Origin of the sequence: Polyangium jinanense, assembly GCF_028435265.1 — a bacterium.
Lineage (GTDB): Bacteria > Myxococcota_A > Polyangia > Polyangiales > Polyangiaceae > Polyangium > Polyangium jinanense.
Map to the genome: position 1 here is coordinate 1 of NZ_JAGTJK010000044.1, position 13934 is coordinate 13934.

At 67.0% G+C, this 13934-nt stretch carries 13 protein-coding genes; 5 read left to right on the forward strand and 8 right to left on the reverse strand.

What is annotated here, in order from left to right; all coding sequences use genetic code 11:
• Positions 1-145: 145 nt before the first annotated feature.
• Positions 146-613: a hypothetical protein gene (locus tag KEG38_RS42115; RefSeq protein WP_272426313.1), complete on the reverse strand. Its 468-nt coding sequence runs from the start codon at positions 611-613 to the stop codon at positions 146-148.
• A gap of 63 nt (positions 614-676) precedes the next feature.
• Here KEG38_RS42115 and KEG38_RS42120 point away from each other — a divergent pair, with 63 nt between their 5' ends.
• From KEG38_RS42120 to KEG38_RS42135, 4 genes are read left to right on the forward strand one after another with little or no spacing between them, the layout of a single operon-like run.
• On the forward strand, positions 677-1537 hold the full coding sequence (locus KEG38_RS42120; RefSeq protein ID WP_272426315.1) for a hypothetical protein: 861 nt from the start codon (positions 677-679) through the stop codon (positions 1535-1537).
• Between the two features lie 54 nt (positions 1538-1591).
• Positions 1592-1915 (forward strand): hypothetical protein, encoded by a 324-nt coding sequence (locus KEG38_RS42125; protein WP_272426317.1) that lies wholly within the window; start codon positions 1592-1594, stop codon positions 1913-1915.
• Between the two features lie 44 nt (positions 1916-1959).
• Entirely contained in the window at positions 1960-2937 is a 978-nt protein-coding gene (locus tag KEG38_RS42130) for an aldo/keto reductase (RefSeq protein ID WP_272426319.1), read from the forward strand.
• Positions 2934-3737 carry a phytanoyl-CoA dioxygenase family protein gene (locus KEG38_RS42135; RefSeq protein ID WP_272426320.1) on the forward strand — a complete coding sequence of 268 codons (804 nt, stop codon included), beginning with the start codon at positions 2934-2936 and terminating at the stop codon, positions 3735-3737. Before KEG38_RS42130 ends, KEG38_RS42135 begins: the two co-directional genes overlap by 4 nt.
• On the opposite strand, the gene KEG38_RS42140 is transcribed toward KEG38_RS42135, so the two are convergent.
• The gene (locus tag KEG38_RS42140) at positions 3722-4159 is read right to left on the reverse strand and encodes a hypothetical protein (protein WP_272426321.1); all 438 of its coding nucleotides are present in this window, start codon (positions 4157-4159) and stop codon (positions 3722-3724) included. The genes KEG38_RS42135 and KEG38_RS42140 overlap by 16 nt on opposite strands.
• A gap of 31 nt (positions 4160-4190) precedes the next feature.
• Positions 4191-5081, reverse strand: a complete 891-nt coding sequence (locus KEG38_RS42145; protein ID WP_272426323.1) for a LamG domain-containing protein — start codon at positions 5079-5081, stop codon at positions 4191-4193.
• A 105-nt stretch (positions 5082-5186) separates the two neighbouring features.
• On the opposite strand from KEG38_RS42145, the gene KEG38_RS42150 reads away from it, so the two are divergent.
• Positions 5187-5708: a DUF3592 domain-containing protein gene (locus KEG38_RS42150; protein WP_272426324.1), complete on the forward strand. Its 522-nt coding sequence runs from the start codon at positions 5187-5189 to the stop codon at positions 5706-5708.
• Positions 5709-5959: 251 nt separating this feature from the next.
• Here KEG38_RS42150 and KEG38_RS42155 read toward each other — a convergent pair whose 3' ends face one another.
• The 5 genes from KEG38_RS42155 to KEG38_RS42175 all read right to left on the reverse strand — a co-directional run bounded on the left by KEG38_RS42155 (position 5960) and on the right by KEG38_RS42175 (position 13828).
• Positions 5960-6568, reverse strand: coding sequence for a Dps family protein (locus KEG38_RS42155; protein ID WP_272426325.1), 609 nt, complete (start codon positions 6566-6568; stop codon positions 5960-5962).
• 343 nt (positions 6569-6911) lie between these two features.
• Positions 6912-7682, reverse strand: a complete 771-nt coding sequence (locus tag KEG38_RS42160) for an SDR family oxidoreductase (protein WP_272426328.1) — start codon at positions 7680-7682, stop codon at positions 6912-6914.
• Between the two features lie 50 nt (positions 7683-7732).
• Positions 7733-8749 carry a zinc-dependent alcohol dehydrogenase family protein gene (locus tag KEG38_RS42165; protein WP_272426329.1) on the reverse strand — a complete coding sequence of 339 codons (1017 nt, stop codon included), beginning with the start codon at positions 8747-8749 and terminating at the stop codon, positions 7733-7735.
• A gap of 257 nt (positions 8750-9006) precedes the next feature.
• Positions 9007-12798 (reverse strand): ATP-binding protein, encoded by a 3792-nt coding sequence (locus KEG38_RS42170; protein WP_308215653.1) that lies wholly within the window; start codon positions 12796-12798, stop codon positions 9007-9009.
• 226 nt (positions 12799-13024) lie between these two features.
• Positions 13025-13828, reverse strand: a complete 804-nt coding sequence (locus KEG38_RS42175) for a hypothetical protein (protein ID WP_272426331.1) — start codon at positions 13826-13828, stop codon at positions 13025-13027.
• Positions 13829-13934 lie beyond the last annotated feature (106 nt).

Genomic DNA, 13934 nt, shown 5'->3' on the forward strand with positions numbered 1-13934 from the left:
TGGTCTTGCCACCGGCCTGTGGGAAGAACTGCGCATCGCGCAGTTCTTCCCCAAATGGTCCAGGGCTTGCCCTGGTTCGGGTCGAGGGGCGAACAGCCCCCGCGGGGTCCGGGGCGGCGCCCCGGCGCGACGCCCCCAAGAAAAGTCAGAAGTGCACGACGCCGTAGTAAACCCGTGCGTTCCCGGGCTGCGGGACGTAGAAGTCCTGGGCGGTTCTCCCCGCGCGCATCGTGATGCCCTCTTCGGTCCAGAATCGCGCCACCATCGTGTAGGGCGCGGAGACACGTGGTCGATGCTCGGGGTGAACCTGGAAGGTCACGAGCTTCCCGCCCTCCTCGTCGAAGCAACCGTTTGGAGAGAGCGCGAGCTCGTATACGTAACACGCGGATGTCGGCGTGGCCGTAACCGTGCATGTCCCTCGTGACGAGGAAATCGAGACGCAGGGCTTGCCATCGAGGAGCAAATCGATGCGTTTGGGGAGAGGGGTCGAGAAATAGACGTGCATGGTCGCCAGGTCGCCGGTATCGTCCGGCGCATAGGCGAGGGCGTGAGCGTACGAGAAGAGCGCGACGGCAGCGGAGAGCGGCACGAGCACTGTAGCGAGCGGGTACACGTCGAGGGCCGATGCAATGACGATGCCCCGAATAGGCGCCGGGGCCCCGGCGTCGCCTGCGGGATGCTGCTTGCCGCTTCGTGGGACACGCGCGCGCTTCTTCTCGTCACGCTGCTCCTCGGCTGCACGCACGAGGACGCGTCGAGAGCGACCCCCAGCGACGCCGCCGCGAGCGCGCCGAGCAGCCCGCCCTCGGCCGTCGTGACGCCCGCGCCGTCCCCCGCACCGTCTCCCGCGCCTCCGCCGAGCGCTGCCCCTCCGAACGCGGACACGGGCGCGGCCGAAATTCAATCCTGCGACCCTGAAAAGCCTCCGCCGATTCCCTCGCCTGATACCAGGCTTTATGCCACCTGGCGGACGTTCCCCGTGGACCTCGGGGCGCACGGCGGCGCCGGGAAGCTCCGCGTGCTCGAGGATTCGCGCCTGACGCGGCCCGGGGCCGTGCGCGTCGGCACGCACCCTGTCCTGCCGCCCTGCGATTTGCTCCCGAGCCGGGTGGAGCTGATCGACGAGAAGGGCACCACGCTGCAGGTCGAGCGCTTCTGGCCGGAGCTCGACGTCGAGCTGCGAACGATGGGCCCGGGGGCGGTGCTGATCGAGACGATCGAGCGCGTTCGATGCCTCGCGAGCTGCTGGTGCGGCGACGGGCACGCGTTCTTTCGCATCCAGGACGGGCGCCTCGTGCCGCACGAGGGGCGCGTGGTGGAGCGTCGGCCCGCCGCGGGCACGCCCGGCGTCGGGGCGATGTTGAAGGCCAAGCCGGTCACGCACGGCTGTTACGAGAGCTCGAGCATCGAGGCCCCGCCGGGCCGGCCTCCCGTGCTCGTCGTGAACCGCACGGCGATGGGATCGTTCGTCACGGCGCAGGAGCGGCACTGGTTCGAGGACGGCGCGTGGAAGGCGAGCATCGTGGAACGGAAGTAGCGCGCGGTTGACGCTGGCCGCCGGGGCCCCAGGAAATCCGAGGGGAGGTGCCCGATGAGAATGCGTCCGTGGGTGCTGGCCTGGGTGATGGGGGCGGTGGTGGTCGGCGCGGGCGTTGAGGCACGCGCGGAGGATGCGGAGGAGGTCGACGCGGAGAGCGAGGTGCTCGAGGAGGCGTCGGATGCGCTCTTCGCGCAAGGCATTTGCGAGCGGTGCCTGCGGATGTGCGCGATGGGACGGTGTTTGCCCATGTGCATGCGGATCCGGTGCGCGGCGCCGGATTGGTGGAACCGGGTGTATCCGCCGGACTTGTGGTGGCGGGAGGAGCCTCGGCCGGGGGTGCGGGTGCCGGGGGTGCGGGTGCCGGGCGGGAGCTGACACGCTCTTTGCCTCCGGCCGCCCTTGCGCTACGCCTCCCGCCCATGTCCTCCCTCCTCGCGCCCTGGACCCGCCCGCGTGACCCGTCGGAAAAGCCCCTCCTCGCCGTGGGCACGATGAACTTCGGCAAGCGTACGCCCGAAGACGAGAGCATCCGGCTCGTGCATCACGCGCTCGATCGCGGGCTCACCCTCTTCGATACCGCGAACGCCTACGTCGATGGAAACGCCGAGCGGATCCTGGGCAAGGCGCTCGCCGGGCGGCGCGACCAGGCCCTCGTCGCGACGAAGGTCGGGTTCGGGCGGACCGCCGGCAAGCCCGAGGGGCTTTCCCGAGCGCGGGTGCTCGCCGCCATCGACGAGAGCCTTGGGCGGCTCGGGATGGAGTTCGTCGACGTGTATTACCTCCACGTGCCGGATCCCGCGACGCCCATCGAGGAGACGCTCGACGCCGTGCAGACACTGCTCGCGTCCGGGAAGATCCGAGCGTGGGCCGTGTCGAATTACGCCTCCTGGCAGGTGCTCGAGATGTTCCACCTCGCCGCGCAGCACGGCATGCCGAGGCCCGTGATGTCACAGGTGCTTTACAACGTGCTCATCCGCCAGCTCGATCTCGAATATTTCCGGTTCACGAAGAAGTACGGGCTGCACTCGACCGTGTACAATCCGCTCGCAGGAGGGCTGCTCTCGGGCAAGCACGCGCCTTCCGCCGAGCCGACGAAGGGGTCGCGGTTCGAGAAGAATCCGCTGTATCAGCGAAGGTACTGGACCGACCGGTTCTTCGAGCTCGCCTCCGCCTATCGCGAGGTCGCCGAGAGCCACGGGATGACGCTCGTCGAGCTCGCCTACGCTTACGTCGCGGGGACGCCGGGCGTGGATTCGATCCTCGTCGGGCCCGGGTCGATCGCGCACCTCGACGCCGCGATCGACGCCTGCGCGAAGGAGCTGCCCGCCGAGGCGCGGCAGAGGGTGAACGAGCTCTACCGCGATTTCCAGGGGACCGACGCGAGTTACGCGCGATGAATTTCCTCGCGAAGGAGGCCTCGGCGGCGTCTGTGGAGGCGGCCCTCGCCGAGCTCGCGGAGGTCGGGTTCGCGCGGCTCGGGCGCGTGCTCTCGGACGAAGGCATCACCACGCTCGCCGCGCGGGCCGATGACCTCATGCTCGGGCGTGTCGTGCACGAAGGGCTGTTTTTCCAGCACGACGCGGAGAGCGGGCGATACGAGGACCTGAAGCACGGGAAAGGGTGGATCGGCCCCTCGATCCATTATCGGAAGCTCGAAAAGCTGGAGAAGGATCCCATCTTTCGAGCTTTCCTCGGCAATGCGCTCTTCGAGCGGATCACGCGGGCCATGACCGATGGGTCTGTCTCGCTCTATCGCGCGGTCCTGTTCAACAAGGCGGCGCGGGCGGGGACGGCGCTGCCGTGGCACCAGGATGGAGGGAGTTTTTGGGGGCTTGATCGAGCGCCGCTCGTGCAGATCTGGACCGCGCTCGACGACGCGCCGGCCGAGGCGGGGTGCGTGGAGATCGTGCCGAGGTCGCATCTCGGCGGGCTCGCGACACCCCTCGGCGGGGTGATCCCGGACGACGTGACGCGCAAAGCCGAAGCCGAGGCGCATTCCGTGCTCGTGCCCGCGCGCGCCGGGGAGGCGATGCTCATCCACAATGACGTGTGGCACCGGTCGGGGACGAACACGACGGACCGGCCGCGGCGCGCCATCACCGTGTGTTTTTTGCGCGGCGAGACGCGGTGCATGCGCAAGCGGCGGGCGCCGCGGACGTTCGAAACGATCTTCGAGGCCCGTCAGCCGATTCCCTGACGGAACGAGCCGGCCCAGCGGAAGGCGTCCGCGGGGATGACGAAGACGCGGCCGAACTTCGGCGCGTGCGCCTTGAGGAGTCTCTGGAGGCTCATCATCTGGAGGGCGTCGTCCGCGGAGACCAGCGCGATCCGCCGCGAGGCCCCTTCGAGCGCGCCGAACATCTCCCCGAGCGCGGCATCCGTGGTGGGGCCCCAGGCGATCGTGACCTCGCGAAGGTCCAGGACGGCGCCACGCACGCGCGCGGTGGGCTCGCGGGCGATGCGCTGGAACACGCCGACCATCTCGCGCGCGTAGGCCGCGCCGACCTCGCGGCTCACGTCGGGCCGGCGCCAGACGCGGCACGCGGCCACGCCGTCCCCGAGGGTCATGCTGTAGTTGCCGCCCTCCGCGTATACCTCTCGATCCGGCTCCGACGACACGCCTCGAAGCAAACGGGAAATTCGGGGGTTGTCAAGGACGGAGCAGGCAACGGCCGTCCGACCAGCGCCCGCCCGCGTCACCGCAGATCTGCGGCTGGCTGCGGGCTTCGCGCCACCAGAGGATCTCGTCCATCGTGCCGGCGAACGGGAAGATGCCCTGCTCGCGGCGGCCGATGAAGAGGTCGGACCGGAGCGGGCCGAGGAAGCCGCCTTTGTACGTATTGGTGAGAGCGCCGTTGATGTAGAGCGCAAGGGTGCGGCCGTCGTTCACGTAGGCGACGTGGGTCCACGCGCAGACGGGGAGCACACCACAATCGCTGCCCACGTTCGTCGTGCCCGTGGACGCTCGCGAGAAGATGAGCTGAATGCCGCCGCAGCACGCCTGCATGGTGACGTTGTCGTCGCTGTCGCCGGTCCCGCGGCTGACGGTCGAGCCCACGGTGAGGGGCTTGTCGAGCTCCGGGGTGATGCGGACCCAGAGCTCGATGGTCGCGGCGGTCGTGAAGTCGAGGCCGGGGGACGCCGGGACGCGGACATGGCCGCCGGAAAACGAGAGCCCGCGTCCCACGCGTCCGGGCGCGCCGCGAACGAGGCCCGAGCTCGTGGCGGTGCCGTGATGGCCATGGCCGGAGCTGTCGAGCACGGGGCCGTCGGTCTCCTCGAAGCGATACCAGGCCGCAAGTCCTGGCGGCGCAGGGCCGAGGAAAGGAGCGGGCAGGGGCGCGGTGGCGGCGCTGCAATCGTCCGCGGCGATCTGCTTGGTGTGGGCCTGCGGAGGTGATGGGGCGTCTCCAGCGATTTCGAGCGGCGCCGCGGAGGTGGTCGGGGAGGTGGGATCGGGCGGCGGCGGGAGGGCCGTGGCGCATCCGAGGAGCGGGACGGCGAGGAGCAGGGTCGGAAGGAGGCGCGGCGCAAAGGACATCGCGGATCGAGCATCCGTCGAGGGAGTGAGGTTAGTCAAGCCACGGGGATGGAAATCGAGAGCGCACTGCCGCATCATGCGGCGCATGCATCGCGAGGTGCACTGATGGGCAAACGTGACCGCTCTTCGCAGGGAATCGCGATCATGATCACCGTGATCGGCTGCATTCTCCTCGTATTGCCGTGGATCCTCCGGAGCCAGGCAGAGGGGCGCGCGGAGCGGCTCGCGCGCATGCGTACGTTCTCCGAGGCGACGTGCACGCTCGAGGACATCGTCTGGGGAGATCCGAATCCGAAGTCCGGAAAGACGCGGGTTTCGGTCGACTATCGGGTGCACGTCCCGGGGCAAGCCGGGACGTTCATCGCGAGCGGGTTCTCCTGGGAAGGGATGGAGGTCGACAACGCCGTGGCAGCGGCGAGGAAGCTCGAGCTGCTCCCCGGCAAGCGGGTGCCGTGCTGGTACGATCCAGCCGAGCCGACGGACGCGTTGCTCGTCCAAGCGCGGGCAGAGAGACCGCCGTCGGTGAGCCTCGGGCTCATGCTGGGGCTCTCGGCCGTGGGGCTCCTGTTCGCCGGGGCAGGGATCGCGACGTTGCGCACGAAAAAACGCGGCGCGGGCGACGATTGAGAGGGGTTTCTCAGCCCCCGGAAGCCGTCCGCAGCCCCTCCGAGGGGGTTTCTCAGCCCTCGGAAGCTGCCCGCAGCCCGTCCGGGGGGGTTTTTTAGCCCTCTGGCGCCTGTTCCCGACCCGGGAAGGGGGGTTTGGGAGCCCCGAGACGCCCGTCGACAGCCTGCCGGGGGGGGTTTTTCAGCCTCCGGCGGGTCCTGCCGGGGCCGGCGGGGCTCGCTCGCTGGAAAAGCGAGCGTTCTTCGATCCGTTCACCGCGCCTTCACCAGTGGCGTGTCGACGAGGTGCTCGGACAAAAACCACACCTGCATCTCGTTCGCCGGGAGCACGTCGCTGGTGAGCAGGTTGTTGGTGGTGTCGTCGCCGTTCTTCACCGCGAGCCGAGCGGCCGCGCGCGCCTGCTTGATCACCTGTGTGTGCGCCTCGATGAGCCGCGAGAGCTGGACAGGCACCTGCTCGCGACCGCGCGGCGGGCGTTCGATTCGCGTCATCTCGGCGACGTCGTGCGGCATGGCCACGGCGATCCCGCCGAGCGTCTGCACGCGCTCGGCGATGAGATCCATGAGCCGGACCTGCTCTTCGTAGTGCTTGTCGAAGAGGAGGTGCAATTGATAGAAAGTCGGCCCCGAGACCTGCCAGTGGTGCTTCTTGTACATGTCGCGGAGCGCCATGGTGTCGCTGAGGAGCTGGTTCAGCGCCGCGACATTCTCGATCTTCGCTTTTTCATTCACGTCGATCGGGTAGTAGACCAAGGTGCCGTAAGGCTGAATCTCCCGCCCTCGCTGGTCGAGGATCGGCTGGGCCTCGGAGGGCGCGCCCTGCTCTTTGGTGCCCCGGTTCCGTTGCGTCTTTCTCTTCATGGTGGTCCCCCTTTGGTCATCACGCAGATCACGTGAGGAACATCGGCCGGACTCGTCGAGCCGCGAGAACCTCACGGTGATCTTATTGTGTCCAGCCCGCCCGCCGGGAGCCGCGGTAGGTGCGCGCGGGCCTCGACGTGGTCGCCGCGGACGAGGAGGTAATCGCGGAAAAACGTGGCGAGCTCGCTAGAACATCGATCGGTTTGCAACCGCTCGATGTTCTAGCTCTCTTGTCCCGAGGGGGACGCCTCGCGTCCCCCTCTCGTCCGGGCAAAGCCCGGCCGATTCACCCCCCGAGGGAAGAGCGCTTCGCGATCTTCCGTGCATCGAACCGGTCGATGCTCTAGGTGATCGTCTGGCCACCGTCGACGACCAGCGCGTGCCCGATCATGAAGGCCGCCGCGTCCGAGCACATCCAAACGACCGTCGCGGCGATCTCTTCGGGCCGACCCATCCTTCCGACAGGTTCCTCGGAGATCACCTTCGAGCGGCCCTCGGCGGTGCCGCCGGTGTAGCGAGCCATCATCGGAGTGTCGATGTATCCAGGGCAGACGGCGTTGATACGAATGTTCTGCGCGGCGTAATCGAGGGCCGCCGCTCGGGTGAGGCCGATCACGCCGTGCTTTGCGGCGGTATACGCGGGGCTGCCTTTGATGCCGATGACCCCGGCACCGGACGAAGTGTTCACGATCGCGCCGCCACCGTGCTCGAGCATCCGCGGAATCTCGTACTTCATGCACAGGAAGACACCGCGGAGGTCGATGTTCATGATCCGGTCCCACTCCTCCGGTTGCATCTCCGCGGTCGGGACCAAACCCTTCGGCTCGACGCCGGCGTTGTTGAACGCGAAATCCAATCGCCCGAACGCTTCGACGGTTTTGTCGAGCGCCGCCTTGATGTCCTCGGCTCGCGTGACGTCGCAGCGGACGGCGAACGCTCGTCCGCCTCGTTCCTCGATCATGCGGGCCGTTTCCTGGTTGCCCTCGTCCGACACGTCGGCGACCACCACGCTCGCACCCTCGGCGGCGAACGCCAGCGCCGCCGCGCGGCCGATGCCGCTCGCGCCCCCGGTCACGAACGCGACCTTTCCCTCGAAGCTTCTCTTCTCGTTCATCGTAACCATGACTGCATGTTTCCTTCTGCGGCTCAGGTGAACCGCGCCCTTCACACGCGCAGGAGCGTCTTGATCGCGCGCCGCTCGTCCATTGCGCGATATCCCTCTGCGACCTTGTCGAGCGGAAGCGTCAGATCGAAGACCTTTCCTGGCTCGATCGAGCCCTTCTCGACCAGCTCGATGAGCCGGGGCAGGTAGCGACGCACCGGCGCTGGTCCGCCATGCAGATGCACGTGCGTGAAAAACAGCTTCTGGGCATCGAGCTTTACGCCGTGCGGAACGCCGACGTAGCTCACGTATCCGCCCGGGCGCGCGCAGCCGATCGCTTGCGTCATCGACTCGGAAGTTCCAACGCATTCGAGGACGGCGTCCGCTCCGATTCCTTTCGTGAGCTCTTGGATACGAGCGATGCCTTCGTCCTCGCGCTCGGTCACGATGTCCGTCGCGCCGAACTCGCGCGCGAGCTTCTGCCGCGGCTCGTGACGGCTCATCACGATGATCCGCTCTGCTCCGAGCTGCTTTGCCGCGAGGACGCCGAGGAGACCGACGGCGCCATCGCCGACGACGACGACCGTCGTGCCGGGCTTCACGTTCGCCGCATCGGCCGCGAACCAGCCCGTGCCGAGGACGTCGGACGCTGCGAGCATGCTCGGGATCAGCTCGGCCGAGGGCACCTCGCGTGTCGCGACCAACGTTCCGTCCGCGAGCGGCACGCGCAACATCGGCGCCTGCGCGCCGCCCACGGGCTGAGAATGCTCACAGGACGTCTGATACCCGGCCTTGCAATGCGGGCACGTGTTGTCGGACGCGAAGAACGAACCGATCACGAACTGCCCCGGCCTCACCGACGTCACGCCGCGGCCGACCTCCTCGACGATGCCGCAGTATTCGTGCCCCATCGCCCTGGGCGCGGTCGTCGGCTGGATGCCGCGATAGGGCCACAGGTCGGAACCGCAGATGCAGCTTGCCGAAAGGCGAAGAATGGCATCGGTGGGCTCCTTGATTCGGGGCGCGTCGAGCTTTTCGAAGCGAACGTCGCGCGCACCGTGCAGAACGGCTCCTCGCATGTCTCACGTCCTTCCTTGGTACGGGTCCGGCGCTATGCCTCAACAGGCCACCGGGGCACGCAAGGAACATGCGGCACGCGAGTCATGCCGAGTAGACGGCCAAATGCGGATGGCCTGTAAAGCCAGACTTGACAATGCGGTGACGTGCCCATGATCTTCGAGCGATGAGCACGACCGCGGTCACGCATGCGCCTCGCTCCGTCTGCGTCGAGGCCGCGAAAGAGCTCGCCGTGCGCCGCCTGAAAGACGCCGGAGAGTCACGATGGCGCAGTTTTCGTGATTGGAATGGTGAAGAAGAACGTGCTGCCCACCCCGACCGTGCTTTCCGCCCAGATTCTTCCGCCGTGTGCCTCGACGAGGCCCTTGACGATCGACAGGCCCAGGCCGGCGCCGCCGCGCCCGGCCTCCTTTGCCTGCCAGAATCGATCGAAGAGGTGCGGGATCTGTTGCATGGGAATCCCCGCGCCCGTATCCGTGACCCAGAAGAGCACCGCTTGCTCCCGCCGAGCCGCACCCACGTGAATCCGTCCGCCCGCTGCAGTGAATTTGATGGCATTGCCGATGAGGTTCTCGAAAACCTGCAAGACGCGATCGTGATCCGCCCATATTTCAGGAAGCTCTGCCGCCACATCGAGGTCGAGCTCCAGCGAGCATTCGCGTGCAAACGGTCTCTGTGCCTCCACCGCCTCGATGGCAACCTTGTCGGCGGGGATAGAGCCACGCATGACGGAGAGCTGCCCCGCGTCGACGCGAGCCACGTCGAGGAGATCCTGGATGAGACGATTCATTCGCAGCGCGGCACGCTGAATCGACTCCCCGCGTCGAGAGATCCCTGGTTCCCGCGCACGCCGCAGGAGCTCCGCGTGGACGAGGATGGCGTTCAGCGGATTGCGGAGGTCGTGCGCGACGGTACCGAGCGTATCGTCGCGTACCCTGATGGCTCGCTGGGCGTTGCGGAAGAGGCACGCGTTCTCCACGGCCAAGGCGGCTCGGTGCGAAAGCTCCTGGGCCACGGCAAGCTCCCGCGCGGCGTACCGGGCCGCCGTCGTGCTGACGAGAAGGAGGGCACCCACGAGATTCCCATGGGCAATCAGCGGCACGCCGATGAGGGATTTCGGATCGAGCTCGCGCAGCACCCGCAGGTGCTCCTCGCTCTGCGCGATCGATTCCAAGTACTCGGGCGTCACCTCGTTGACGAGAAGCGGCTGTCTGGTCTCGAAGACCCTCGAAACGAGGTGCGGACCCCCTCGATCGAGCTCGAGCCGCTGGAGAGCATCCGCGACCGTTGCCTTTTCGGGATCCGCATGTGCGACCTTGAAGCGACGCCCCCCGTCCTCGTTCATGAGCTCCGCGATGCAGCAGTCCGCCAGATGGCGGACGACGAGGCTCACCAGGCTGTCCACGGTCTGGTCGTAATCGAGGCTCGAGGCCAGAACGGCGCCGACGTTCAAGAGGAGCCGCTGCTCCTTTTCGACCTCCTTGCGCTCGGTGATATCGCGGAGGATGATGGTGAAGAGAGGCACGCCTTCCACGTCGAGCTTGGAAATGGCTCCTTCTGCGGGGAACTCCACGCCGTCCTTGCGGAGCGCCCAAATGGTTTCACGCTCGGACATCTTTCGTGCCTTCAGCGGGGTCTTCGCGAAGTCGCGAACGTGCTGCTGATGGCGCTTTCTCAGCCCTTCCGGGATCAAGACATCCACGGGCTGGCCGAGGATCTCCTCGCGCTTCCAGCCGAAGATTTGCTCGGCACCTTCATTGAAAATGTGGATCCGTTGGTCCTGGTCGAACGAAATGATGGCGTCGGCGGCGATCGAGATCAGGCCCGCGAACCTCGCCTCCGACGCGCGGAGCGCCTCCTCGGCGCGCTTTCGCTCGCTGATGTCACGAACCAGGCTCTGCCATCGACCGTCGGGGAGGAACCTGGCGCTCACCTCGACCGGCAAGTAGGCCCCCCCCTTGGTCCGTAGCCTCCACTCGGCGACCTCCACGGCCCCCGCGAGAAGCTGTTCCTTGGCATGCGAGAGCCGGGGGACGTCTCGCGGGGGTATGAAATCAACCATGGTCTTTCCGATGATCTCCTCGCGGGCATACCCGAGCATGCGGCAGCCAGCGGTGTTCGCATCGGTATAGCGACCCTCGAGGTCGGCGACGAAAATGCCGTCCGGCGCCTGCTCGACGAGCACCGCGAGCCGTGCCTGGGCTTCGAGCCCTCTCTTTCCGGCGATGAGATTGTCAATACGAGCGCGCAGCTCGTCGACGGTAAAAGGTTTTGTGATGTAATCCTGGGCGCCCTCGCGCAAGAGCTTCACCCGTAGCTCGTCATCCGACTTCGCCGTGAGGAGCACGATGGGGATCCCATCGAGCTCGCGGTGGGAGCGGATCGCGCGCACGAGCGCGTCGCCGCTCAGCTCCGGCATCATGATGTCGCAGAGGACGAGGTCGGGCTTGAGCTCCAGCGCTTTTCGCAGGCCCTCCGTGCCATCGAACGCCGCCACGACGCGATGATCGGACGCCAGGCTTTCGATGATGAATCCGCTCATTTCGCGGTTGTCTTCCACCACGAGCACGAGCGCGCCTTCCGGCGCTCCGACGACCTCGGCCGGAGGCCCACCGTGAAGCTCGAAGGCCGCCTGCGATACCACTGCCGGCACAGGCCCCCCCGACGGTACATCGGCCGCCCGGGGCCGCACGACGGCTTCGGGCGGGGCTCGTCGGGGCAGCTCCACCGTGAACAAGGCTCCACCTTCGGGCGCTTCGGAGACGGAGATCGCGCCGTGGTGCAGGGCGATGAAATCCCGCGCGATCGCGAGGCCCAGGCCCGTCCCACCAAACCGCCGTGTAGCTCCGCCATCCAGCTGGCGGAAGCGTTCGAATACAGCTTCTCGCTTGTCAACGGGAACGCCGGGACCGCTGTCCGCCACCTCGATGACCATGCGATCCTCGGGAATCTGTCGCAAGCTCGCGCGGATGCTCCCACTGACAGGAGTGAATTTGAATGCGTTCGAGAGCAAGTTGAGGAGGACCCGCTGCATTTTGTCCGCGTCGACCTCCGCCCGGAGCGCGACCTCTGCCTCGACCGTGAATGCGATGTCCTTCTCCTTGGCCAGCACCTCGAAATGGCTGGCGACGAAGCGGAGCAATCGCGCCAGATCGATCTCGCAATATTCGAGCGTCATTCGGCCAGCGTCGATCTTTGCGACGTCGAGCAGATCATCGACGTGGTGGTGAAGCGTGCGTGCATTGCGTTCGATGACCTCGATGTCGCGACGAAGAGCCGGGCTGATCTCGGGTGCATCGAGGAGACGCTGCGTGGGCCCGAGGATCAGCGTGAGCGGCGTGCGAAGCTCATGGCTGACGCTCGCGAAGAACTCGGACTTGAGCCGGTCGAGCTCCTTGGTCTTCTCGTAGAGCCGCGTGATCTCCTCATTGGCGCGCACGAGCTGCCGGTTGGCCTCCGTGATCTCCTGTCCTCGCTGGAAGATCTCGGCCTCCATGTTCTCCGCTTGGATACGAAGGTCGGCGGTCAGCCTTTGCGCTTCGAGGCCAGCTTGCTTGACGCGGACGAACTCCGTGACGTCCTCGACGCGATGCGTGACATAGATGAGCTCGCCGTCGGGCCCGAAGACCGGGCAGTTGACCTGGGACCACCATCGCTCTTCGAATCCGCCCCCTTCCTCATCAGGCCGGCGGATGTCGTACTGCTGAATGGGCATTGTATCCGGGACTCGCCGACGGAGCACCCGCTCGAGGGACGCGCCGAGGTTCCGGACGGCAGTAGCGCCTTGCTCCGACGTCGCCGGGTTGGCAGGGAATACCTCAAAAATACCGCGACCAAGTATTTGTTCGCGCCTCGTCATCGTCGCGCGCGCATAAGCATCGCTGACCGCGACGATCGTGTACCGAGGCGCATCGGGTTCGACGACGAGGTAGAGCCCGGGGGCGGACTCGAAGAGGGTCCGAAAGTCCGGATCCGCAGTCCGAGGCCCACTCATGGAAGACTGCGTATAAGATGGATTGTTGCTGCGCCGCATGGCAGTGGTCCGCGCCATTTATCCGTGTGGCATGGACAACTGTCAATCGCTGCAATCCTTCTTCGTCGCGCGTCACCACGCCCGCGGGGGCTCGGCCAAGCAGGCTCTCTCGTCTCCGAGCGGACGCCCTGCCTCGCGAAGACCAGCGAGCGAGCTCGATGCAGAGGGGCGCGTGCAACGCTTCCTTCGTCCGAGGGGTTTCTCAGCCCCTGAAAGCCGTCCGCAGCCCGTCCGGGGGGGTTTTTCAGCCTCCGGCGGGTCCTGCCGGGGGCGGCTCGGGCTTCTTCTTGCCTCGGCCGCCTGCGCGGGAGCGGATCACGCTGTACAGGGAGGGGAAGGTCTTTTCTGGGGTCGGCTCGTGGCGCAAGAGCCATCGGCCCGTCGCGGCGACTTCCTCGTAGGTATCGAGCAAGAGCGTGAAGGCGCGGGCGAGGTGATCGGCGGCCACGCGCGCCTCCGGGCCGAGCCGAGCGCCGAGGTTCGCGAGGATCTCCTCCGCGGCCTTCACGGCGTCGTCGGCGTCGGTCGCGCGGAAGTGCTTCTTGTCGTCCTTGAGGGCGTCATAATGGTCTCGATACACGGTGGCATACCCGAGCAAATCGGCGGCAAGGTCGCGGTGGCCGGTGCCCGCGCGCAGCATGGCGAGATAGGGGCCGACCTCGGGGTGGTCATTCAAATGGTACTCACAAAGGGCCTGCATGCGTGCCTCGATGCCGAGGGCCTTCTGCACGAGCTCGGCCGGGAGTTTTCCCTCGGTGGAGAGGGTGCGGGCCTTCTGATCCTCCGTCGCGGCATACCAGCACGCCCAGGCGGCGGTGGGGAGCAGCTCGACGAGGGCGGCGTCGAATTCGCTCGAAGGCAGGCTCTTGTAGCGGGCCCAAAGCTTCGGCTCGCTCGCGCGCGCGGCGAGGCCGAGCGCGGCGACGGCGGCGAGGCCCGCGTCGGCATTGACGACGGCCAGGGATTCGACGGGCATTGTCTGGTAGCGAGGGAGGAGCGCCTCGAAGGCTTGCTTGCCCTTGACGGGATCGAATTGGGGACTGGTCATGGCGCCGGATGGAATCATGGGGAGAGGCGCGCGGGCAAGTGTGGAGGGCATAGCGGAGTCGGAACTCGCCTCCGCGGGGGCTGTGTTCGCGCCCGACGACGAGCAT

Bases quoted from the DNA above. Each gene is read 5' to 3' on its own strand.
- KEG38_RS42120 (WP_272426315.1), top strand. From the start codon at position 677: ATGCTGCTTGCCGCTTCGTGGGACACGCGCGCGCTTCTTCTCGTCACG.
- KEG38_RS42125 (WP_272426317.1), top strand. From the start codon at position 1,592: ATGAGAATGCGTCCGTGGGTGCTGGCCTGGGTGATGGGGGCGGTGGTG.
- KEG38_RS42130 (WP_272426319.1), top strand. From the start codon at position 1,960: ATGTCCTCCCTCCTCGCGCCCTGGACCCGCCCGCGTGACCCGTCGGAA.
- KEG38_RS42135 (WP_272426320.1), top strand. From the start codon at position 2,934: ATGAATTTCCTCGCGAAGGAGGCCTCGGCGGCGTCTGTGGAGGCGGCC.
- KEG38_RS42145 (WP_272426323.1), bottom strand. From the start codon at position 5,081: ATGTCCTTTGCGCCGCGCCTCCTTCCGACCCTGCTCCTCGCCGTCCCG.
- KEG38_RS42150 (WP_272426324.1), top strand. From the start codon at position 5,187: ATGGGCAAACGTGACCGCTCTTCGCAGGGAATCGCGATCATGATCACC.
- KEG38_RS42155 (WP_272426325.1), bottom strand. From the start codon at position 6,568: ATGAAGAGAAAGACGCAACGGAACCGGGGCACCAAAGAGCAGGGCGCG.
- KEG38_RS42160 (WP_272426328.1), bottom strand. From the start codon at position 7,682: ATGAACGAGAAGAGAAGCTTCGAGGGAAAGGTCGCGTTCGTGACCGGG.
- KEG38_RS42165 (WP_272426329.1), bottom strand. From the start codon at position 8,749: ATGCGAGGAGCCGTTCTGCACGGTGCGCGCGACGTTCGCTTCGAAAAG.
- KEG38_RS42170 (WP_308215653.1), bottom strand. From the start codon at position 12,798: ATGGCGCGGACCACTGCCATGCGGCGCAGCAACAATCCATCTTATACG.
- KEG38_RS42175 (WP_272426331.1), bottom strand. From the start codon at position 13,828: ATGACCAGTCCCCAATTCGATCCCGTCAAGGGCAAGCAAGCCTTCGAG.